The 20527-nt window shown below is 71.9% G+C and carries 22 protein-coding genes; 20 read left to right on the top strand and 2 right to left on the bottom strand.

The window, feature by feature from the left end; translation table 11 throughout:
• Positions 1-22 precede the first annotated feature (22 nt).
• From NYE39_RS07685 to NYE39_RS07665, 5 genes are read left to right on the top strand one after another with little or no spacing between them, the layout of a single operon-like run.
• A complete protein-coding gene (locus NYE39_RS07685; RefSeq protein ID WP_341012311.1) occupies positions 23-943 on the top strand; it encodes a diacylglycerol/lipid kinase family protein in 921 nt (306 codons plus the stop codon).
• Positions 940-1884: a hypothetical protein gene (locus NYE39_RS07680; protein ID WP_341012310.1), complete on the top strand. Its 945-nt coding sequence runs from the start codon at positions 940-942 to the stop codon at positions 1882-1884. The genes NYE39_RS07685 and NYE39_RS07680 overlap by 4 nt, the downstream gene beginning before the upstream one ends.
• Positions 1885-1911: 27 nt before the next feature.
• Positions 1912-2700 carry a pyrroline-5-carboxylate reductase gene (gene proC / locus NYE39_RS07675; protein ID WP_341012309.1) on the top strand — a complete coding sequence of 263 codons (789 nt, stop codon included), beginning with the start codon at positions 1912-1914 and terminating at the stop codon, positions 2698-2700.
• The gene (locus NYE39_RS07670) at positions 2700-3203 is read left to right on the top strand and encodes a GNAT family N-acetyltransferase (protein ID WP_341012308.1); all 504 of its coding nucleotides are present in this window, start codon (positions 2700-2702) and stop codon (positions 3201-3203) included. Before proC ends, NYE39_RS07670 begins: the two co-directional genes overlap by 1 nt.
• 42 nt (positions 3204-3245) lie before the next feature.
• The gene (locus tag NYE39_RS07665) at positions 3246-3764 is read left to right on the top strand and encodes a GNAT family N-acetyltransferase (RefSeq protein ID WP_072625402.1); all 519 of its coding nucleotides are present in this window, start codon (positions 3246-3248) and stop codon (positions 3762-3764) included.
• A 75-nt stretch (positions 3765-3839) separates the two neighbouring features.
• Here NYE39_RS07665 and NYE39_RS07660 read toward each other — a convergent pair whose 3' ends face one another.
• Positions 3840-4499, bottom strand: a complete 660-nt coding sequence (locus NYE39_RS07660) for a potassium channel family protein (RefSeq protein ID WP_445667067.1) — start codon at positions 4497-4499, stop codon at positions 3840-3842.
• Between the two features lie 69 nt (positions 4500-4568).
• Here NYE39_RS07660 and NYE39_RS07655 point away from each other — a divergent pair, with 69 nt between their 5' ends.
• The 13 genes from NYE39_RS07655 to hemL all read left to right on the top strand — a co-directional run bounded on the left by NYE39_RS07655 (position 4569) and on the right by hemL (position 16957).
• The gene (locus NYE39_RS07655) at positions 4569-5759 is read left to right on the top strand and encodes an acetoin utilization protein AcuC (RefSeq protein WP_341012306.1); all 1191 of its coding nucleotides are present in this window, start codon (positions 4569-4571) and stop codon (positions 5757-5759) included.
• 172 nt (positions 5760-5931) lie between these two features.
• Positions 5932-6129 (top strand): helix-turn-helix domain-containing protein, encoded by a 198-nt coding sequence (locus tag NYE39_RS07650; RefSeq protein WP_072626317.1) that lies wholly within the window; start codon positions 5932-5934, stop codon positions 6127-6129.
• Positions 6130-6281: 152 nt separating this feature from the next.
• Positions 6282-6380: a 30S ribosomal protein bS22 gene (locus NYE39_RS07645; protein ID WP_003792170.1), complete on the top strand. Its 99-nt coding sequence runs from the start codon at positions 6282-6284 to the stop codon at positions 6378-6380.
• A 163-nt stretch (positions 6381-6543) separates the two neighbouring features.
• Positions 6544-7596 (top strand): NAD-dependent epimerase/dehydratase family protein, encoded by a 1053-nt coding sequence (locus NYE39_RS07640; protein ID WP_341012305.1) that lies wholly within the window; start codon positions 6544-6546, stop codon positions 7594-7596.
• Positions 7596-9167, top strand: a complete 1572-nt coding sequence (locus NYE39_RS07635) for a lysophospholipid acyltransferase family protein (protein WP_341012304.1) — start codon at positions 7596-7598, stop codon at positions 9165-9167. Before NYE39_RS07640 ends, NYE39_RS07635 begins: the two co-directional genes overlap by 1 nt.
• Positions 9168-9175: 8 nt before the next feature.
• Complete coding sequence (locus NYE39_RS07630) at positions 9176-9424, top strand: glutaredoxin family protein (RefSeq protein ID WP_318843249.1); 249 nt, start codon at positions 9176-9178, stop codon at positions 9422-9424.
• 133 nt (positions 9425-9557) lie between these two features.
• Entirely contained in the window at positions 9558-10241 is a 684-nt protein-coding gene (locus NYE39_RS07625; RefSeq protein WP_072625396.1) for a redox-sensing transcriptional repressor Rex, read from the top strand.
• A complete protein-coding gene (locus NYE39_RS07620; RefSeq protein WP_341012303.1) occupies positions 10238-11512 on the top strand; it encodes a glutamyl-tRNA reductase in 1275 nt (424 codons plus the stop codon). The genes NYE39_RS07625 and NYE39_RS07620 overlap by 4 nt, the downstream gene beginning before the upstream one ends.
• Positions 11509-12468, top strand: coding sequence for a hydroxymethylbilane synthase (gene hemC / locus NYE39_RS07615; RefSeq protein ID WP_341012302.1), 960 nt, complete (start codon positions 11509-11511; stop codon positions 12466-12468). The genes NYE39_RS07620 and hemC overlap by 4 nt, the downstream gene beginning before the upstream one ends.
• Positions 12465-14102, top strand: coding sequence for a bifunctional uroporphyrinogen-III C-methyltransferase/uroporphyrinogen-III synthase (locus tag NYE39_RS07610; protein ID WP_341012301.1), 1638 nt, complete (start codon positions 12465-12467; stop codon positions 14100-14102). The genes hemC and NYE39_RS07610 overlap by 4 nt, the downstream gene beginning before the upstream one ends.
• Positions 14099-15082 (top strand): porphobilinogen synthase, encoded by a 984-nt coding sequence (gene hemB, locus NYE39_RS07605; protein WP_341012300.1) that lies wholly within the window; start codon positions 14099-14101, stop codon positions 15080-15082. Before NYE39_RS07610 ends, hemB begins: the two co-directional genes overlap by 4 nt.
• On the top strand, positions 15079-15558 hold the full coding sequence (locus tag NYE39_RS07600) for a MarR family winged helix-turn-helix transcriptional regulator (protein ID WP_341012299.1): 480 nt from the start codon (positions 15079-15081) through the stop codon (positions 15556-15558). Before hemB ends, NYE39_RS07600 begins: the two co-directional genes overlap by 4 nt.
• A 67-nt stretch (positions 15559-15625) precedes the next feature.
• Positions 15626-16957, top strand: coding sequence for a glutamate-1-semialdehyde 2,1-aminomutase (gene hemL / locus NYE39_RS07595; protein WP_341012298.1), 1332 nt, complete (start codon positions 15626-15628; stop codon positions 16955-16957).
• A 19-nt stretch (positions 16958-16976) separates the two neighbouring features.
• On the opposite strand, the gene NYE39_RS07590 is transcribed toward hemL, so the two are convergent.
• Positions 16977-17666, bottom strand: a complete 690-nt coding sequence (locus NYE39_RS07590) for a hypothetical protein (RefSeq protein ID WP_341012297.1) — start codon at positions 17664-17666, stop codon at positions 16977-16979.
• A gap of 136 nt (positions 17667-17802) precedes the next feature.
• Here NYE39_RS07590 and NYE39_RS07585 point away from each other — a divergent pair, with 136 nt between their 5' ends.
• On the top strand, positions 17803-18516 hold the full coding sequence (locus NYE39_RS07585) for a succinate dehydrogenase cytochrome b subunit (protein ID WP_072625388.1): 714 nt from the start codon (positions 17803-17805) through the stop codon (positions 18514-18516).
• 17 nt (positions 18517-18533) lie between these two features.
• The gene (locus NYE39_RS07580; protein ID WP_072625387.1) at positions 18534-20525 is read left to right on the top strand and encodes a fumarate reductase/succinate dehydrogenase flavoprotein subunit; all 1992 of its coding nucleotides are present in this window, start codon (positions 18534-18536) and stop codon (positions 20523-20525) included.
• Positions 20526-20527 lie beyond the last annotated feature (2 nt).

The raw sequence follows: 20527 nt of genomic DNA, 5'->3' as shown, positions 1-20527 counted from the left end.
GCAGGACCGTAGGCTGGCGGTCGTGAGACGACTGCTCTTCATCGCCAATGCCTCTGCGGGCAGCTCCGACCGTGAGGCCCAGGAGGCCGCGCTGGCCGTGCTGCGCGAGGGCGGCGACGTCGAGGTCGTCGAGACCGAGTCGATCGACGACCTCACCGAGGCGATCGCCGCGCGCGACGGCCGCGAGGTCGTCGTCGCCGGGGGAGACGGGTCGCTGCACGCCTTCGTCACCGCCCTGTGCCGCACCGGCGACCTCGGCGAGGACCCGCCGACCGTCGGCCTGCTGCCGATGGGCACGGGCAACGACTTCGCCCGGGCAACGGGCCTGCCCAAGGACCCCGCCGAGGCGGCGCGCATCGTGCTGGCCAGCCCGGTGCGCCCGGTCGACGTCCTCATCGACGACGACGACAACCTCGTGGCCAATGCCGTGCACATCGGCGTGGGCGAGGAGGCCGGCCGCATCGCCGCCCCGTGGAAGGAGCGGCTGGGCAAGGTGCACCTCGGGATCCTCGGCTATGCGATCGGTGGCATCGCCGCGGGCTTCGGCCAGCAGGGTCGCCACCTCGAGGTGGTCGCCGACGACGAGGTCATCGCCGACGGCAGCCGGCGCGTGCTGCAGGTCGCCGCGACGATCGGCACGAGCGTCGGCGGCGGCTCGACGATCGCGCCCGACGCCGAGCCGGGCGACGGCCGCGCCGAGGTCGTCGTCTCCTTCGCCGTCGCCCCGAGGCGTCGGCTGCGCTATGCCCTGCACCTCAGCCGCGGGACGCACACCGAGCTCGACGACGTCGTGACCCGCCGGGCCCGCACCGTCACCGTCCGCGGGGTCAACCACGACTTCGCCGCCAACGCCGACGGCGAGGAGCTCGACCCGGCCAGGGAGCGGACCTGGCGGGTCGTGCCCGAGGCCTACCGCCTGCACACCCCGGAGGAGACCACGTGAGTGCCCTCAACCCCGACCACCTGCGCACGCGCCTGCTCGACGCGCTCATCGCCCCGGGTGCCCGCGAGCGCACCGAGCGCTCGCGGCTCGTCCAGGCCGCCCGGGAGCGCTTCGTCGCCGGCGAGGGCGTCGACGACGCCGTCGCCACCGCGGCCTGGCTGCGCCGCACCAACCGCTTGGCGGCTCTCCACCCGTTGCTTCCGGCCGCGACCGACGCCGCGGCCGTCGAGGCGACGGTCGCCGAGGCGACGACGGCCATTGAGCGCATCGCCCCCGTCACCGCCGGCGGTGACTACCACTCCGAGCTCTACCTCGCCCCCGAGCACCTCGGACTGGGCCAGGACCCGGCTCGCGCCGAGGAGGCCCTGCGCCGGGTGTGCACGGTGGGCGACGACCACCGCGTCGACATCACCCTGCGCTCCGGTCCCGACCACTCGATGGACGCCCTGCTCCACCTCGTCCAGCGGGTGCGGCTGGAGCACCCCCGCCTCACGACCTCGCTCGTCGCCCGCCGCCACCGCTCCGAGGCCGATGCGGCAATGCTCGCCGCGACGTGCGCGCGGGTGCGCCTCGTGCGCGGCGGCACCGGCGAGCCGCAGGCGTCGAGCTGGCAGGACCCGCACGAGGTCGACCTCGCCTTCGCCCGCTGCCTGGCGACGCTGCTCGGCAGTGGCGTCCACACCGTCGTCGCGACCCACGAGCCGGTGCTCCTCGACTTGGCCGACGGGCTCGCCGACCAGTCCGGTCGTGGTCCCGAGGGTCTGGAGTACCAGTTCTTCCTCGGTGCCGACCCCGACCTGCAGCTGCGCACCGCCGACGCCGGCCACCGGGTGCGCATCCTCGTGCCCTACGGTCCGATGTGGCTCGAGCACCTGCACGACCTGGCCCGCCGTCCCTCCGGGGTCCGACGTCTCGTCGAGACCGTCACCGGCCGCGGCTGAGCGCACCACCGACCCAGGAGGACCCAGATGACCACCGCGATCTACGGAGTCGGCGCCATGGGCGGCGCCATCCTCGACGGTCTCACCGCGCACGGCGACGGCGACGTCCTCGCCGTCGCGCGCACCCTCGAGCGCGCCACCGAGCTGCGCGAGCGCTACGCCGACCGGCCCGCGGTCGAGGTCGTCGACGCCTCCACGGCCGCAGCCCGCGCCGACGTCCACCTCGTCGTCGTCAAGCCCTACGCGGTGGCGGACCTGCTCGCGCAGGTGCGCGACTCCCTTCGCCCCGGCTCGGTCGTCGTCTCCCTCGCGCTCGGCGTCTCCCTCGCCGACCTCGCCGCGGCCCTGCCCGACGGCGTCGCCGCGGTCCGCGGGATGCCCAACACCCCGGCCCGCGTCGGCCAGGGGATGACCGTGCTCAGCCCAGCTGCCGACGTCACCGACGAGCAGCTGCAACTCGTGCGCGACGTACTCGCGCCGACCGGCGCCACCCTCGTGCTGCCCGAGGCGCAGCAGGGTGCCGCCACGGCCCTCTCCGGGTCGTCTCCCGCGTACTTCTACCTCGTCGTCGAGGCGATGGTCGACGCCGGCGTCGCGCAGGGGCTGTCCCGCGCCGACGCCCTCGCGCTCGCCGGGCAGGCCGCGCGTGGGGCGGGCGCGATGCTCGTCGAGACGGGCGTGGAGGCGGCGCTGCTGCGCGCCCAGGTCACCTCGCCGGGTGGCTCGACCGCCGCGGCACTCGCCCGCCTCGAGGCCCACGGGGTGCGGCACGCGCTCGCCGACGCCGTCGTGGCCTGCGCCGAGCGCGCGGGCTGATGGCCGCCGACTGGTCGGTGCGCCGCCTGACCGCCGACGACTGGCAGCGCTACCGGGCTGTGCGGCTGGCGATGCTCCTTGACGAGCCGGCGGCCTACGGCAGCAGCTTCGCCCGGGAGGTCGCGTACGACGAGCAGAGGTGGCGCGGGCTCCTCGAGCAGGCGGTCTTCCTCGCCGAGGGGAGCGACGGGCTCCCGCTCGGCGCCGCGACGCTGCTGCGACTCGACCCGGCCGACGTCCCCGAGATCGTCGCGATGTGGGTCGCCGGCCACGCCCGTGGTCGGGGGATCGCCGACGCCCTCGTCGACGCCGCGGTGACCGAGGCGGCGGCCGGGGGCGCGACGGAGGTGCGACTGCACGTCATGCTCGACAACCCGCGAGCACTCGGCTTCTACGAGCGGGCCGGGTTCGCCTTCGACGGGGCACACGTTGACGCCCCGGGGTGCGACAGGATGAGTCGCGAGATCCGCGCTGCGACAGGCGAAGAGGTGAATTCTCGATGACCCGGGGGAGCATTCCGCGGCCCGGGATGAGAGACTCACGCCATGAGTGAGATCACCGTGCGCGCACTGACCGAGGACGAGTGGGAGACCTATCGCACCCTTCGGCTGGAAGCGCTGCGCGAATCTCCCGACGCCTTCGTCGCCGACTACGACACCGAGGCCGCCGAGCCCGAGGACTTCTGGCGCGCCCGCATGGCGCGCAGCGTCCGCCTCGTCGCCGAGGCCGAGGGTGCGCAGGTCGGTGTCGTCAGCATCGGCAGCGTCAGCGAGGACAAGGGCGAGACCGCCGGCCAGCTCTTCGGCCTGTGGGTCAACCCCCAGTGGCGTGGCCGCAGCATCGCCGCCAACCTCGTGCGCCAGGGCGCTCGCATCGCCGAGGACAAGGGGCTGAGCCAGCTCTACTACTGGGTCGGCTCCGACAACGGCCGTGCCGTCGCCTTCGCCTCCAGCTTCGGCTTCCGCCCCACCGACGACCGCCGCCCGATGCGTGTCTCGGGTGGCGACGGCGCTCCCGAGGAGGAGATCGCCCTCGTCCTGGCCCTCGGCGAGGACCGCGGCTGACCGGACCCCACGACCACCGGCACCCCTCCTCCCTTCGTCCGAAGGGGGAGGGGCGCCGTCGTGAGGCGGGCGGGGCTACGGCCGCGCGGCCATCCGCTCGATGAGCGTGGTCGGTCCGCTGACGATGATCAGGTCGCCGCTGCGCACCTTGGTCTCGGGGCGGGCATAGGTGAAGTCCTGGCCGGGTGACTTCACGCCGACGACGGTCACGCCGTACTTGCTGCGGATCGCCGACTGCTCGAGGGTGAAGCCGATCGCCTCCTGCGGCGGGGTCATCTTGACGATCGCGAAGCCGTCGTCGAACTCGATGTAGTCCATGAGCCGGCTGCCGATGAGGTGCGCCAGCCGCTTGCCGGACTCGATCTCGGGGGAGAGGACGTGGTGCACGCCGATCCGGTTGAGGATGCGGGCGTGCTCGGGGCTGACCGCCTTGGCCCAGACCTTGGGCGCCTCGCCGTCGATGAGGTTGACCGCCGCGAGGACGCTCGCCTCGATCGACGAGCCGATCGCGAGCACGGTCGCCGAGAAGGCGTGCGGCTTGATCTCCTCGATCGTCGTGACGACAGTGGCGTCGCCCTGGACGATGCGCCCCACCCGGCCGAGATAGCTCTCCGCCAGACGGGGGTCGAGTTCGAGGGCAGTGACGCGATTGCCGAGCCGGTGCAGCTCGGTCGCGACGGCCCCGCCGAAGCGGCCGAGGCCGATGACGAGGACGTCCTCGTTGTGCAGACGCATGCGGGGCACGGTCTCTCCGATCGTCGGGGGTCAGTGATCACCGACCCTAGCCGGGGTAGCGTCCTGCTCATGAGCACACAGGCGTGCGCCATCTGGGGCGAGGACTTCACCAAGTACGACTTCGGGGCCGGTCACCCCATGGCGCCGGTGCGGCTGGACCTGACCGCACGACTCTGCCGCGAGCTCGGCGTCTTCGACGACGTCGAGCTCGTCGACGTGGACATCGCGCCCGACGAGGTGCTCACCACGGTCCACGATCGCGCCTTCGTCGACGCCGTCAAGGCGATCTCCGCCGACCCCTCCGCCGCCGACGGCACCTGGGGCATCGGCACCGACGACGTGCCCGCCTTCGCCGGGATCCACGAGTCGAGCGCCCGCATCGTCGCCGGATCGGTCGAGGCCGCCCGGCGGGTGTGGACCGGGGAGGCCGAGCACGCCGTCAACTTCACCGGTGGCATGCACCACGCGATGCGCGATCGTGCCGCCGGCTTCTGCATCTACAACGACATCGCCGCCGCGATCCGGTGGCTGCTCGACCAGGGCGTGGAGCGGGTCGCCTACGTCGACGTCGACGTCCACCACGGCGACGGCGTGCAGGCGATCTTCTACGACGACCCGCGCGTGCTCACCGTCTCGCTCCACGAGTCCGGTCGCACCCTCTTCCCCGGCACCGGCTGGCCCGCCGACACCGGAGGGCCCGGCGCCGAGGGCACCGCCGTCAACATCGCGCTGCCGCCCGGGGTCACCGACGGGCCGTGGCTGCGTGCCCTGGCCTCGGTCGCGGCCCCGGTCGTGCGGGCCTTCGAGCCGCAGGTGCTCGTCACCCAGCACGGCTGCGACACCCACCGCGAGGACCCCCTGGCCCACATGGCCCTGACGGTCGACGCCCAGCGGCAGGCCGCGGTCAACCTCCACCGTCTCGCCCACGAGGTCGCCGACGGGCGGTGGGTCGCCTTCGGCGGGGGCGGCTACGACGTCTGCGGCGCCGTGCCCCGGGCGTGGACCCACCTGACCGCGATCGCCGCGCACAAGCCGGTGCCGTCCGCCACCGAGATCCCCATGGCCTGGCGCGAGCACGTCGAGCTCGTCTCCGGGCAGCTCGGCCCGGAGCGCATGGGGGACCTGCCCGATCGCGAGCTGCCGATCTGGGTGCAGCCCTGGGCGATGGGCTACAACCCCCACAGCGGCGTCGACCGGGCGATCATGGCTACCCGCGAGGCGGTCTTCCCGCTCCACGGTCTCGACGTCTGGTACGACTGAAATTCCGCGACTTCTCGCCACGCATCGGCGTGTCGGGTGGACGTGGAGGGCAAAATCTCCCCCTTTGGCTTCACAGTCGTCACATCTGCCCCTATGGTTGTCGTCTGCGGGGCTCGTCGACGATCCATCCGGCACGGGCCGGTGGTGCGGCCCTGCGGAGACCGAGGTGATCATGTCCAACGACCGACTGGGTGAGGTGCGCTTCCTCACCGTGGCCGAGGTTGCCTCGATCATGCGCGTGTCGAAGATGACCGTGTACCGCATGGTCCACAACGGCGACCTGCCGGCAGTGCGCGTCGGTCGCAGCTTCCGCGTCCCCGAGGACGCCGTGCACACCTACCTCGAGAGCTCCTTCATCGAGACCGCCTGATCGACCGCCACCCGCCCCCGGCGCACGGCGCTCGTGGGAGCGGATAGACTCTGTCGTCTGACTCGTAGTTCGGTGGGCCCTGCCTCGGCAGGATCGGCATCGCTCGAGCCGCCCCCGACAAGCACCGACCACGACACCAGAAGGACATCCGCATGGGTTCTGTCATCAAGAAGCGTCGCAAGCGCATGGCGAAGAAGAAGCACCGCAAGCTGCTGCGCAAGACGCGCCACCAGCGTCGCAACAAGAAGTGACCCGCACGAAGGGGGTCGGTCCTCATCATCCGGACCGACCCCCTTCGTCGTGCTCACGGTGACCGCCGTCTCGCCTGTCCCGTCCCCGCGGGCGGCAGCGCGTGACTAGGCTGCAGACCAGGTCGTGACCACCCGCGGCCGGCGTCCACAGGAAGGCCTCCCGGTGCCCCAGACGGTCCTCGTCGCAGGAGTCTCCCGCCACCTCGGCGGAGCCTTTGCGCGTCGCCTGAGCCGAGACGAGTCCATCGACCGGATCATCGGGGTCGACGTGGTGCCGCCGCGGCACGGCATCGGGCGGGCGGAGTTCATGCGGGCCGACATCCGCAGCCCGCTCATCAGCCGGATCATCTCGGGCAACGACGTCGACACGGTCGTCCACATGGGCGTCATCGCCACCCCGCGCGCCGGCGGGGGACGGGCGACCCAGAAGGAAGTCAACGTCATCGGCACGATGCAGCTGCTCGCTGCCTGTCAGCGCGCCGACTCGGTGACCAAGCTCGTCGTCAAGTCCACCGCGGGCGTCTACGGCTCGAGCCCCCGTGACCCGGCGATGTTCACCGAGGACATGTCAGCCAAGCGGACGCCGAGCTCCGGCTGGGCCCGCGACAGCGTCGAGGTCGAGGGCTACGTGCGGGGTCTCTCGCGGCGCCGACCCGACATCGAGATCACCACGCTGCGCTTCGCCAACGTCATCGGGCCGCGCATCCGCACCGCCTTCACCGACCACTTCAGCCTGCCCGTCATCCCGATCCCGCTCGGTTACGACGCCCGGCTGCAGTTCGTCCACGAGGACGACTGCGTCGACGCGATCGCCCGGGCGGTGAGCATCCCGGGTCTGGGCTCGGTCAACGTCGCGGGCGACGGCATCATCACCGCGAGCCAGGCGGCCAACCTCGCCGGACGGCCCTACGTCCTCGTGCCGCGCGCGACGACCGGTGCCCTCACCGACCTGGCGAAGAAGTTCGGTCTGATCGACATCGGCTCCGACCAGCTCGACTTCATGACCTTCGGTCGTGGTCTGGACACGACCCGGATGCGCGCCGACCTGGGCTTCGAGCCCGCCTACACGACACGCGCCGCCTACGAGGACTACGCCCGCGCGACGAAGGGGAGGGTGCTGGACCGCCTCCCCTTCGCCCAGCCCGGCTGGTCTGCCGTGCAGGCCGCCGAGGCCGCCATGCGCGCCGTGTCGCCCGCCCCCGAGAGTGAGAAGTGATGGCCGACAGCACCCGCGCCTCCGGCGCGAAGAAGACCGCCACGACGAAGGCGACGTCGACCGCGAAGAAGACCGCCGCGAAGTCGACGGCGCGGACGTCGACCGCGAAGAAGGCGACCGCCAAGAAGCCGACGGCCAAGAAGGCCACGGCCAAGAAGGCCACGGCCAAGAAGGCCACGGCCAAGAAGGCCACGCCGAAGAAGGCGACCACGAAGGCTGCCCCGCGGACGGCGCCCGCCAAGGTCAGCTCGGTCGCGGCCGCCGCCGACCGCGCCGGGGGAGAGCGGGCTCGTCGCCGCACGACCCCGCTGCTCACCGGTCCGTCGGCCGAGGTCCCCTCGACCGCGAGCTCGAAGGGCGGATCGCGCACCTCGTCGACGTCCCCGCGCCCGCCCAAGCCCAAGAAGCCGTCGGCCCCCCGCCAGCCCCGCCTCACCGTGGTCCCCGGACCCGACGGCGCGCCCCCCGCGGCGACCCCGACCGCCCGCCGTCGCCCGCCGGCCAGGCGCAGCACCTCAACCGCGTCGCGCCCGGCAGCACGCAGCACCGCCGCGGCATCACGGCGGCCCGTCTCGCCGGCGGTGGCTCCGGCCCAGCCGGTGGCGACGCCGGGGACCCCCGACAGCGGGCAGGCGCTCGTGCCGGGCCTGGCCGAGCTGCTCTCCGTGCTCCTGTCGGCCGGGCAGCTGACCTCGCGCACGCTGGGCCAGGCGGCCGGCGCGGCCGCGGGCGAGGACTGGGAGCGGCGCTTCGCCGAGACCCTCCATTTCCTCCAGCGTCGGGTCAAGGGCGACTACGCCGTCGACGACTTCGGCTTCGACCGCGACTTCACCACGCACACCGTCTTCCCTGTGCTGCGGCTGCTCAAGGACAAGTGGTTCCGCGTCGAGGTGCGAGGCATCGAGAACATCCCGGCCGACAGCGGCGCGCTCCTGGTGTCCAACCACTCGGGCACGGTCGCCATCGACTCGGTCATCACCCAGTTGGCGATCCACGACGCCCACCCGCAGCAGCGCTTCCTGCGCATGCTCGGTGCCGACCTCGTCTTCCAGCTCCCGGTGGTCGGTGACGTCGCGCGCAAGACCGGCGCCACCCTCGCCTCCAACGCCGATGCCGAGCGGCTGCTGCGCGGCGGCGAGCTCGTCGGGGTCTGGCCCGAGGGGTTCAAGGGCGTCGGCAAGCCCTTCCGCGAGCGCTACAAGCTGCAGCGCTTCGGCCGTGGCGGCTTCGTGTCGGCGGCGATCCGCTCCGAGGTGCCGATCATCCCGTGCTCGGTCGTCGGCGCCGAGGAGGTCTACCCGATGATCGGCAACATGAAGACCGTGGCCCGGCTGCTCGGGGCGCCCTACGCGCCGATCACGCCCTTCTTCCCGCTGCTCGGCCCGCTCGGGCTGATCCCGTTGCCGAGCAAGTGGATCATCGAGTTCGGCGAGCCGGTCGACACCGCGTCGCTGGGTCCGGCGGCGGCCGAGGACCCCATGCTCGTCTTCGAGCTGACCGACCAGGTGCGCGAGACGATCCAGCAGACGCTGTACTCCGTGCTCGTCACGCGCCGCTCGGTCTTCTTCTAGGAGGCGCGGTGGTCGCCCTTCCCGATGCCCGGGTGGTGATGGTCGCACGCCAGGGCTGTCACCTGTGCGACGAGGCGCGCGCGATCATCGCGCGGGTCGTCGCCGAGACCGGCGACAGCTTCGCCGAGGTCGACATCGATGCCGACCCCGAGCTGGCGCGTTACACCGAGGAGGTGCCGGTCACCTTCGTCGACGGGCGCCAGCACGACTACTGGCGGGTGGACGAAGGGCGGTTGCGCGCGGCGCTGCAGGCGTGAGGGTGCGGGCCGGGGTGGCCGGTGTCCACCGTATGTGGCGACTTTGTGCATTTGTTCACAAGAGCGTAATCTCGAGTCGTTCGGTCGTTCGGCGCCGCTCGCCCCACGACCGCGAGAGGAGCGCAGCCCAGCCGTGTCAGTCGATCAGGCCGCCAAGCGGGAGATCCCCGATGCGACGGTCGCGCGACTTCCCGGATACCTCCGGGCGCTTGGCCAGCTGACCGCGCAGGACGTGCAGTCCGTCTCCTCCGAGGAGCTCGCCCACAGCGCCGGCGTCAGCTCCGCCAAGCTGCGCAAGGACCTCAGCCACCTCGGCTCCTACGGGGTCCGCGGAGTCGGCTACGACGTCGCCCACCTGACCTACCAGATATCCCGGGCCCTGGGGCTGACCCACGACTGGCCCGTGATCATCGTCGGCATGGGCAACCTCGGTCGGGCCCTGGCCTCCTACGGAGGCTTCGCGACCAAGGGCTTCAAGGTCGTCGCGCTCCTCGACCGCGACGAGGGCATCGTCGGCGACAGCGTCGACGAGCTGGCGATCCAGCCCATGGAGGCGCTGACCTCCCTGGTCGTGCCCGGAGAGGCGTGCATCGGGGTCATCGCGACCCCGGCGGCGTCCGCCCAGGCGGTCGCCGACCTGCTCGTCGCGGCCGGTGTCAGCTCCATCCTCAACTTCGCCGCGATGGCCATCCAGGTTCCCGAAGGGGTGCACATGCGCAAGGTCGACCTGTCCACCGAGCTGCAGATCCTCGCCTTCCACGAGCAACAGCGCGTGGGCGGCTCGGACGAGCTCCTCGACGAGGCGGCGGGCCGATGAGTCTGCTCGCCTTCGGCCTCAATCACCGACGTGCCCCCATCTCCGTGCTGGAGCGGGCGGCGCTCGACGAGGCCAGCCTCGCCCAGATCCTCGCGGCGGCCTCGGACAGCCCCGACATCAGCGAGCACGTCGTCGTCGCGACCTGCAACCGCACCGAGATCTACGCCGAGGTCAGCGGCTTCCACGGCGCGGTCGCCGACCTCACCGAGGCCTTCACCTCGTCGACCGGCATCACCCACGACGACCTCAAGGCCCACCTCGACCTCCACTACGGCGACGCCGCCGTCGCCCACGTCTTCAACGTCGCGGCGGGCCTGGACTCGATGGCCGTCGGAGAGTCGCAGATCCTCGGGCAGCTGCGTGCCGCACTGGCTCGCGGCCAGTCGGACGGGCACGTCGGCTCCAGCCTCAACTCCCTGGTCCAGCAGGCCCTGCGCACCGGCAAGCAGGTGCATTCCGAGACGGGCATCGACGAGGTCTCGCGCTCGCTCGTCGGTGCCGGCCTCGACGCCGCGGAGCAGCACGTCGGCCCGCTCGCCGACGCCCACGTCCTCGTCGTGGGTGCCGGCGCCATGAGCGCCCTGGCCGCGACGAGCACCGTGCGCCGCGGTGCCGAGCGGCTCACCGTCGTCAACCGCACCCACGAGCGGGGGGTCGCGCTCGCCGAGCGGCTCGAGGGCACCGCCCGTCCCCTCGACGAGCTCGCCGAGGCGCTCGCCGACGCCGACGTGGTCATCTCCTGCACCGGCTCGACCGGTCTGGCGATCACCCTGGCCGACGTCGCCGACGCCCAGGTGGCGCGCGGCGGTCGGCGGCAGGCCTTCGTCGACCTCGCCCTCCCGCACGACATCGGCCAGGAGGTCGCCGACCTCACGGGCGTCGTGCGTCTGGGCCTGGCCGAGCTCGGCGAGCTCCTCGGCTCCAGCGGTACCGTCCCCGAGGTCGAACAGGCGCGCTCGCTCGTCGGTGACGCTGTCACCCGTCACCTCGGTGCGCGCGCGGCGAGCCAGGCCGCGCCGACGGTCCGGGCACTGCGCGCCGCCGCCCAGCAGGTCGTCGGGCGTGAGCTCGGCCGCCTCGACCAGCGCACCCCCGACATGAGTGCCGAGCACCGGGCCGAGGTCGAGCGGGCCGTCCACCGGATCGTCGACAAGCTGCTGCACCAGCCGACCGTGCGCGCCAAGGAGCTGGCCGTCGACGGCCGGCTCGGCGAGTACGAGGACGCCCTGCGTCAGCTCTTCGACCTGCACGCCGACGGAGGTGTCCTGTGACCTCCCTTCGTCTGGGGACCCGTCGCTCGGCCTTGGCCATGACCCAGTCCGGCCACGTCGCCGACGCCCTGCGGGCCGCCGGCCTCGACGTCGAGCTCGTCGAGATCGTCACCGAGGGCGACACCAACCGCGCCTCGCTCGCCAGCATGGGCGGCACCGGGGTCTTCGCCAGCGCTCTGCGCCAGGCGCTGCACGACGGCGAGATCGATCTGGCCGTGCACTCGCTCAAGGACCTGCCGACCGCACCGGAACCGGGGCTGGTCGTCGTCGCCATCCCGCCGCGGGTCGACCCGCGCGACGCGCTGTGCGCCCGTGACGGGCTCACCATCGGCGAGCTCGGCGAGGGCGCCGTCGTCGGCACCGGGTCGCCGCGACGTCGGGCCCAGCTGGCCGCGCTCGGCCTCGGGCTGCGCTTCCGCGACATCCGCGGCAACCTCGGCACCCGGCTCGACATGGTCGGCCCCGGTGAGGACCAGCTCGACGCGATCGTGCTCGCCCACGCGGGCCTGACCCGGCTCGACCTGCGCGACCGCGTCACCGAGGTCCTCGACCCGATCCAGATGCTGCCGGCGCCCGGCCAGGGCGCGCTCGCCGTCGAGTGCCGCGAGGACGACGATCGGGTGCTCGCCGCCCTGCGTCCCCTCGACGACGCCGACACGCGGGCCGCCGTCACCGCCGAGCGCGCGATCCTCGCCGAGCTCGAGGCCGGCTGCGCCGCACCCGTCGGCGCGCTCGCCGAGGTCGTCGACGACGTCGACGGTCCCGTGCTGTCGCTGCGGGCCGTCGTCGCCGCGACCGACGGCTCCAGCGACCTGCGTCGGTCCGCCACCGGCCCCCTCGAGCAGGCCGAGGAGCTCGGCCGCCGGCTCGCCCGCACCCTCGTCGACGACGGCGCCCCCGCCATCGCCGACCTGACCGCCACCCACCCCCCGACCGCTTCGGAGCATGCCCAGTGACCCCCCAGCGCACTGCCACCGCCACCACCGCCGCTCGCCGGCCGGCCCGCGTCGCCTTCGTCGGCGCCGGACCGGGTGACGCGTCACTCATGACCGTCGCCGCCGTCGACCTGCTCAGGCGCGCGGACGCGGTGATCACCGACCAGCTGACCAACGAGGCCATCGTCGCCTCGATGACCGGCGACGACGTCGACGTCGTCGACGCCAGTCACGGCGAGCACGGGCAGCAGCTGACGCACGCGTCCCGGGCCAAGCTCGTCGTCAAGACCGCCAAGGCGCACAAGGGTGGGCTCGTCGTGCGACTCATGGACGGCGACCCCGCGACCTTCAACGGCCTGGCCGAGGAGGCACAGGCGCTGGTCAAGGCCGACATCGACTTCGACATCGTCCCCGGCGTCTCGTCGGTGAGCGCCGTGCCGACCTACGCGGGGGTGCCCCTCACCGCACGTGGCACCGGGGCGCTGCACGTCGTCAGCCTCAGCGGCTCCAAGCGGGCCGATCTGTCGCACTCGGTCGCCGACGACGTCACGCTCGTGCTGCTCGGCCTGCCCGAGCACATCGCGCCGGCCTTCGGCGAGCTCATCGCGGCCGGTCGGGCGGCTGACACCCCGGTCGCCCTGACCCGGGGCGGGACGACCACCCAGCAGGCCACCCGGCAGACGACCCTCGACGCCGCAGCCGAGGCGCTCGCCGACCTCGACGAGCCGCTCCTCGCGGTGATCGGGTCGACCGTCGGCATGCGCGACGCCCTGTCGTGGTTCGAGACCAAGCCGCTCTACGGCTGGCGCGTGCTCATCCCGCGCACCAAGGACCAGGCCGGGCCGATGACCAAGCAGCTGCTCGGCCACGGCGCGACGAGCGAGGTCGTCCCGACGATCAGCGTCGAGCCGCCGCGGACCCCGCAGGCTGTCGAGCGTGCCGTCCGGGGGCTCGTCACCGGTCGCTACCAGTGGATCGGCTTCACGTCGGTCAACGCCGTCAAGGCGATCCGCGAGAAGTTCGAGGAGTTCGGGCTCGACGCCCGCGCCTTCTCCGGGCTGAAGATCGCCGCCGTCGGTGGGGTCACCGCCGACGCCCTGCGCGACTGGGGCCTCGAGCCCGACCTCGTCCCGTCCGGCGAGATGTCCGCCCGCGGACTGCTCGAGGAGTGGCCGCCCTACGACGAGGTCCTCGACCCGATCGACCGCGTCTTCCTCCCGAGGGCCGACATCGCGACCGACACCCTCGTCGCGGGCCTGCAGGACATGGGGTGGCAGGTCGACGACGTCACCGCCTACCGCACGGTGCGCGCAACCCCGCCGCCGGCGCCGGTGCGCGATGCCATCAAGCAGGGCGCTTTCGACGCCGTCGTCTTCACCTCGTCCTCGACCGTGCGCAACCTCGTCGGCATCGCCGGCAAGCCGCACCCGTCGACGATCATCGCGTGCATCGGTCCGGCCACCGCCAAGACCGCCGAGGAGGCCGGCCTGCGGGTCGACGTCCTGGCCCCCGAGGCGACCGGCGACAGCCTCGTCGAGGCCCTCGCCGACCACGGTCGCGAGCTCGCGGCCGCCGCGGCCGAGGCGGGCGAGGAGCAGACCCGTCCCAGCCAGCGGCGCAAGAAGTCGACGGCCCGACGCAAGGCGAAGGGGTGAGCGGCCCGGTCGTGCGACCGCGACGACTGCGGGGGAGCGTCCCCCTTCGTCGTCTCGTGGCGCAGACGCGGCTGCACCCGGCGGACCTCGTCCTGCCGGTCTTCGTCCGCGAGGGCATCTCCGCGCCCGTGGAGATCTCCTCGATGCCCGGCGTCGTCCAGCACACCCTCGACTCGCTCGTCGAGGAGGCGCGCGCCTGCGTCGAGGCGGGTATCGGCGGGATCATGCTCTTCGGGGTGCCGGAGACCAAGGACGCCCGTGGCTCCGGGGCCGACGACCCGCAGGGCATCCTCAACATCGCCACCCGGGCGGTCGTCGACGCCGTCGGCGACCGGCTGGTCGTCATGACCGACCTCTGCCTGGACGAGTTCACCGACCACGGCCACTGCGGGGTGCTCACGACCACGCCCGACGGGCGCAGCGTCGTCGACAACGACGCCACCCTCGAGCGCTACGCCGACATGGCGCTGGCCCAGGCCGCCGCCGGCTCCCACGTCCTGGGGCTGTCCGGGATGATGGACGGCCAGGTCGCCCACGTGCGTGCCGCGCTCGACGAGGCCGGCTACACCGACACGCTCGTCCTGGCCTACGCGGCGAAGTACACCTCCGCGCTCTACGGGCCCTTCCGCGAGGCCGTGCAGTCCTCGCTGAGCGGCGACCGCGCGACCTACCAGCAGGACCCGGCCAATGCGACCGAGGCGCTGCGCGAGATCGAGCTCGACCTCGCCGAGGGCGCGGACTTCATCATGGTCAAGCCGGCCCAGCCGCACCTCGACGTCATCGCGGCGGCCGCCGAGATCTCGCCGGTGCCGGTGGCGGCCTACCATATCTCGGGGGAGTACTCGCAGATCGTCGCCGCGAGCGAGCGGGGCTGGATCGACCGCGACGCAGCCGTCATGGAGTCGCTCCTGCACATCCGGCGCGCGGGCGCCCAGATCGTGCTCACCTACTTCGCCCTCGAGATCGCGGGCCGTCTGTGAGCGCCGACGTCTGGCTCGACGACGAGCAGCAGCAGCACTGGCGGGCCTACCTGCGCGGGTCTCGACTCCTCGAGCGGGCACTCGTCGACGACCTCGCCCCCTTCGGGATCCAGCTGACCGAGTACGAGCTGCTCTCGATGCTCTCGGAGTCGCCCGGGCAGCGCACCCGCATGTCGCGTCTGGCCGACGACATCATCCAGTCGCGCTCCCGGGTCACCCACACGGCCTCGCGGCTGGAGAAGCGCGGCTGGGTCGAGCGGTGCCGTTCCACCGACGACGGGCGCGGGGTCGAGATCTCGCTCACCGACGCCGGGCGCGAGGCTCTCGAGGGCATCGCGGAGACCCACGTGGCCTCCGTGCGCAGCCACCTCGTCGACGTGCTCACGCCGCAGCAGTTCGCCGCTCTCGGCGAAGCGATGGCCGCGCTGCGTGATCGGATGGCGCCGCAGCACCACGAGATCGGGCTCGACGACTGACCCTTCGGGAGGGTTGCAGCGCAACCTCCTCGGGGAGTGCGCGATCCGGGTTTGGGAGGATCAGGGCATGACGCTCTCGACCACCGCATCCCAGGCTCTCTTCGACCGCGCCCGCGAGGTCACTCCCGGCGGCGTCAACTCGCCGGTCCGGGCCTTCCGCGGGGTCGGTGGCGTGCCGCGCTTCATCGACAGCGCCCGCGGTCCCTGGCTCACCGACGTCGACGGCAACCGCTACGTCGACCTCATCTGCTCGTGGGGCCCGATGATCCTCGGGCACGCCCACCCCGACGTGCTCGCCAGCGTCACCGACGCCGCGGCCAAGGGATTCTCCTTCGGTACCCCGAGCGAGAACGAGGTGGCCCTGGCCGCCGAGATCGTCGAGCGCGTGGAACCGCTGGAGCAGGTGCGCCTCGTCTCCTCGGGGACCGAGGCGACGATGTCCGCCCTTCGTCTGGCGCGGGGCGCGACCGGCCGCTCGGTCGTCGTGAAGTTCGCTGGCTGCTACCACGGCCACGTGGACGCCCTTCTCGCGCAGGCCGGTTCGGGGGTGGCGACCTTTGCGCTGCCCGACTCCGCCGGTGTGCCCGCGTCGGCAGCGGGCGAGACGGTGGTGCTGCCCTACAACGACCTGGGCGCGGTCGAGGAGCTCTTCGCCGTGCGTGGGGAGGAGATCGCCGCGGTGATCACCGAGGCATCGCCCGGCAACATGGGCGTCGTGCCGCCGGCGCCCGGGTTCACCGAGGCGCTGCGTCGAATCACGTCTGCCCACGGGGCACTGCTCATCAGCGACGAGGTCATGACCGGGTTCCGCTGCAGCCGCTCGGGCTGGTACGGCCTCGAGACCGGCGCTGAGGGAGCCCACCCCGGCGGCTACCCGAGCGGTGCCCCGGACCTGTTCACCTTCGGCAAGGTCATGGGTGGCGGCTTCCCCGCCGCGGCCTTCGGCGGCCGCGCCGACCTCATGGCACGGCTGGCGCCCGACGGGCCCGTCTACCAGGCCGGCACGCTCTCGGGTAACCCCGTCGCCACCGCGGCCGGGCTCGCGACGCTCCGGGCGTGCACCGACGAGCTCTACCCGCGCCTGCTCGAGACCGCGCGCACCATCGCCGACGCCGCCTCCGACGCCCTGTCCGCCGAGGGGGTCGCGCACACCGTCCAGTGGGCCGGGTCGATGTTCTCGATCTTCTTCCGCGACGAGCCGGTGCGCTCCTTCGCCGACGCGCAGGCGCAGGACACCGCGGCCTACGGTCGCTTCTTCCACGCGATGCTCGAGGGCGGCGTCCACCTGCCGCCGAGCGCCTTCGAGGCCTGGTTCGTCTCCGGCGCCCTCGACGCCGAGGCCCTCGACGTCATCCGCGCCGCCCTGCCCGCCGCTGCCAAGGCGGCCGCTGCCGGCTGAGCCAGTCCTTTCGGGCCGGTCAGGGGCGGGTGAGGTAGAGAGCGTAGGTGAGGGTGCGCCCTTCACGCTCGACCTCGAGGAGGACCTCCTCGGTCGGGGCGAGAGTGGACAGGGCGGCGAGCAGGTCGGGCTCGGGCTGGGCGGCCCAGATGGCGAGGGTGCCGCCGGGGGAGACCTGGTCGAGAGCCCCGCGCAGGGCCTCGGGGGAGTAGATGCGCTCGTTACCCGCGTGGACGAGGAAGCTCGGGCCGTTGTCGACGTCGAGCAGGACGAGGTCCCACGGGCCGAAGGGGGTGGCGGCACCGGCGAGCACCGGTGCGATGTCGCCGGCGTGGACGCGTACGCGGGGGTGGCGGGCGACCAGGCCGAGTGTCGGGGCCAGACCGAGCCGGGCCCACTCGACGAGGTCGCTCTCGATCTCGACGACGTCGACCTGCCGCACCCGCTTGTCGTTGAGGACCTGCCAGGTCGTGAAGCCCAGACCGAGGCCGCCGACGAGCACCCGCCCGGGCGCCGCGGTCCGGGTCAGCGCTTCGACCGCCAGCGCGGTCTCGGTCGACGTGTCGAGGCTGTCCATGGCGAAGACGCCGGCGACGACGAGCTCGTGGACGACCGAGCCGCTGCCGTCGGGGTGCGCCCGCTCCCGCAGCGCGATCTCGCCGCGGGGTGTCGTCGCGGCGACGATCGTCTCGGCGGCGCTGTCGTCCATGTCCTCGCTCCTTCGCCCGCCCCGGATTTCCGGGACGAATGTGTTGTCTATTACGTCACGGTAACCGGGCAAACATCACACCGTGGACGGCCGCCCCGGCTACGTGTGCCCGCTCACAAGGCGGTACCTTGACCCCGTGGCTACTACGACCCTCCCCGCGAAGAAGAAGGGGGTGGCGTCTTCCTCCATCGGGCTGAAATACCTCATGGCGGGCACCGGCGTCATCTTCATCCTGTACGTCCTGTTGCACATGTACGGCAACCTCAAGGCGCTCGCCGGGCAGGAGGCCTTCGACGAGTACGCCCACCACCTGCGCACCTTCGGCGAGCCGATGCTGCCCTACGGCGGACTGCTGTGGATCGTGCGGGTCGTGCTCATCCTCGCGATCATCGGGCACGTCTACGCCGCGCTGAAGCTCATCGCGCGCAACAACGCCGCACGCCCGGTCAAGTACCAGGTGAAGAAGAACATCTCCTCGACCTTCGCCTCGCGCACGATGCGCTGGGGCGGGCTCGCGCTCCTGCTCTTCGTGATCTTCCACCTGATCCACTTCACCGTCGTCAAGCCGAACTTCAACTCCTCGGCCGACGCCGACGCGGTGAAGGAATCCCCCTTCGTCATGATCAGCGCCAGCTTCGAGCTGTGGTGGGTCGTCCTCATCTACGCCCTGGCGATGGTCGCGCTGGGCATGCACCTCTACCACGGTGTCTACAGCGCCTCGCAGACCATGGGCCTCAACCGGACCGCGGTGGCCCGCTCCCGCGCCCGCGCCCTCGGTGGTGTCATCGCCGCGGTGGTCGTCGTCGGCTTCCTCATCCCGCCGCTCGCGCTGTTCTTCAACCTCGTCTGACCAGGAGCACTGACCACATGACCGACACGCTCAGCGAGTACTTCACCGAGGGCGAGCCCATCGCGGACACCAAGGCTCCGGACCAGCCCATCGACAAGATGTGGACGCAGCACAAGTTCGACAACGCCCTCGTCAACCCGGCCAACCGCCGCAAGCTCGACGTCATCATCGTCGGCACCGGCCTCGCCGGTGCCTCCGCCGCCGCGACCATGGGAGAGGCCGGCTACAACGTCAAGAGCTTCTTCTACCAGGACAGCGCCCGGCGCGCGCACTCGATCGCCGCCCAGGGTGGCATCAACGCCGCGAAGAACTACAACGACGACGGCGACTCGACCTACCGCCTCTTCTACGACACGGTCAAGGGCGGCGACTACCGCAGCCGTGAGACCAACGTCTACCGCCTCGCCGAGGTGAGCACCAACATCATCGACCAGTGCGTCGCCCAGGGTGTTCCCTTCGCCCGCGAGTACGGCGGCCTGCTCGACAACCGCTCCTTCGGTGGTGTCCAGGTCGCCCGCACCTTCTACGCCGCCGGCCAGACCGGTCAGCAGCTGCTCATCGGCGCCTACCAGGCCATGGAGCGCCAGGTCGCCAAGGGCACGGTCACCGAGTACAGCCGCCACGAGATGCTCGAGGTCGTCCTCGTCGACGGGGTCGCCCGCGGCATCATCGCGCGCGACATGGTCACCGGTGAGATCGAGACGCACCTGGCCGACGTCGTCGTCCTCGCGACGGGTGGCTACGGCAACGTCTTCTTCCTCTCGACCAACGCGATGGGCTGCAATGTCACCGCCGCGTGGCGAGCCCACCGCAAGGGTGCCTACTTCGGCAACCCCTGCTACACGCAGATCCACCCGACCTGCATCCCGGTCTCCGGCGAGCACCAGTCGAAGCTGACCCTGATGTCGGAGTCGCTGCGCAACGACGGTCGCATCTGGGTGCCCAAGCGCGCCGAGGACTGCGACAAGGACCCGCGGCAGATCCCCGAGGAGGACCGCGACTACTACCTGGAGCGGATCTACCCGGCCTTCGGCAACCTCGTGCCCCGCGACATCGCCTCGCGCCAGGCGAAGAACATGTGCGACGAGGGCCGCGGTGTCGGCCCGCTCGTCGACGAGGTCGACCAGGACGGCAACAAGCGCCAGATGCGGCGTGGTGTCTACCTCGACTTCGCCGCCGCCATCGAGCGCATGGGCCGGGAGACCGTCGAGGAGAAGTACGGCAACCTCTTCGACATGTACGCCCGGATCACGGGGGAGAACCCCTACGAGACGCCGATGCGTATCTACCCGGCCGTGCACTACACGATGGGCGGGCTGTGGGTCGACTACGACCTGCAGACCTCGATCCCGGGCCTGTACGCGGTCGGTGAGGCCAACTTCTCCGACCACGGCGCCAACCGTCTGGGCGCCTCGTCGCTCATGCAGTGCCTCGCCGACGGCTACTTCGTCCTGCCCAACACCGTGCGCGCCTACCTCGCCAAGGGCCCCTTCGACAAGATCTCCGAGGACCACCCGGCGGTCGTCGAGGCCAAGGCATCGGTGACCGAGCGGATCGAGAAGTTCCTCTCGATCAACGGCGAGCGCAGCGTCGACTCCTTCCACCGCGAGCTCGGCCACATCATGTGGGAGTACTGCGGCATGGAGCGCAGCGACGCCGGCCTGCGCAAGGCGATCGGCCTCATCCGCGACCTCAAGCAGGAGTTCTGGACCAATGTCCGGGTCCTCGGCGAGGCCGACACCCTCAACCAGAGCCTCGAGAAGGCCGGCCGCGTCGCCGACTTCCTCGAGCTCGGTGAGCTCATGTGCATCGACGCGCTGCACCGCCGCGAGTCCTGCGGCGGCCACTTCCGCGCGGAGTCCCAGACCGAAGACGGTGAGGCGTTGCGTCACGACGACGAGTTCGCCTATGTCGCGGCATGGGAGTTCGGCGGCGACGGCGCGCCCGTCCTGCACAAGGAAGACCTGAACTACAAGTTCATCGAGCTGAAGCAGCGGAGCTACAAGTGAGC

It is taken from the genome of Janibacter sp. FSL W8-0316 (genome assembly GCF_038004165.1).
GTDB lineage: Bacteria > Actinomycetota > Actinomycetes > Actinomycetales > Dermatophilaceae > Janibacter > Janibacter indicus.
Note: the sequence above shows the minus strand (reverse complement) of the source record. Positions and strands in the feature narration are given on the sequence as shown.

Bases quoted from the DNA above. Each gene is read 5' to 3' on its own strand.
- proC (WP_341012309.1), top strand. From the start codon at position 1,912: ATGACCACCGCGATCTACGGAGTCGGCGCCATGGGCGGCGCCATCCTC.
- NYE39_RS07670 (WP_341012308.1), top strand. From the start codon at position 2,700: ATGGCCGCCGACTGGTCGGTGCGCCGCCTGACCGCCGACGACTGGCAG.
- NYE39_RS07665 (WP_072625402.1), top strand. From the start codon at position 3,246: ATGAGTGAGATCACCGTGCGCGCACTGACCGAGGACGAGTGGGAGACC.
- NYE39_RS07660 (WP_445667067.1), bottom strand. From the start codon at position 4,499: ATGCGTCTGCACAACGAGGACGTCCTCGTCATCGGCCTCGGCCGCTTC.
- NYE39_RS07655 (WP_341012306.1), top strand. From the start codon at position 4,569: ATGAGCACACAGGCGTGCGCCATCTGGGGCGAGGACTTCACCAAGTAC.
- NYE39_RS07650 (WP_072626317.1), top strand. From the start codon at position 5,932: ATGTCCAACGACCGACTGGGTGAGGTGCGCTTCCTCACCGTGGCCGAG.
- NYE39_RS07645 (WP_003792170.1), top strand. From the start codon at position 6,282: ATGGGTTCTGTCATCAAGAAGCGTCGCAAGCGCATGGCGAAGAAGAAG.
- NYE39_RS07635 (WP_341012304.1), top strand. From the start codon at position 7,596: ATGGCCGACAGCACCCGCGCCTCCGGCGCGAAGAAGACCGCCACGACG.
- NYE39_RS07620 (WP_341012303.1), top strand. From the start codon at position 10,238: ATGAGTCTGCTCGCCTTCGGCCTCAATCACCGACGTGCCCCCATCTCC.
- hemL (WP_341012298.1), top strand. From the start codon at position 15,626: ATGACGCTCTCGACCACCGCATCCCAGGCTCTCTTCGACCGCGCCCGC.
- NYE39_RS07590 (WP_341012297.1), bottom strand. From the start codon at position 17,666: ATGGACGACAGCGCCGCCGAGACGATCGTCGCCGCGACGACACCCCGC.
- NYE39_RS07580 (WP_072625387.1), top strand. From the start codon at position 18,534: ATGACCGACACGCTCAGCGAGTACTTCACCGAGGGCGAGCCCATCGCG.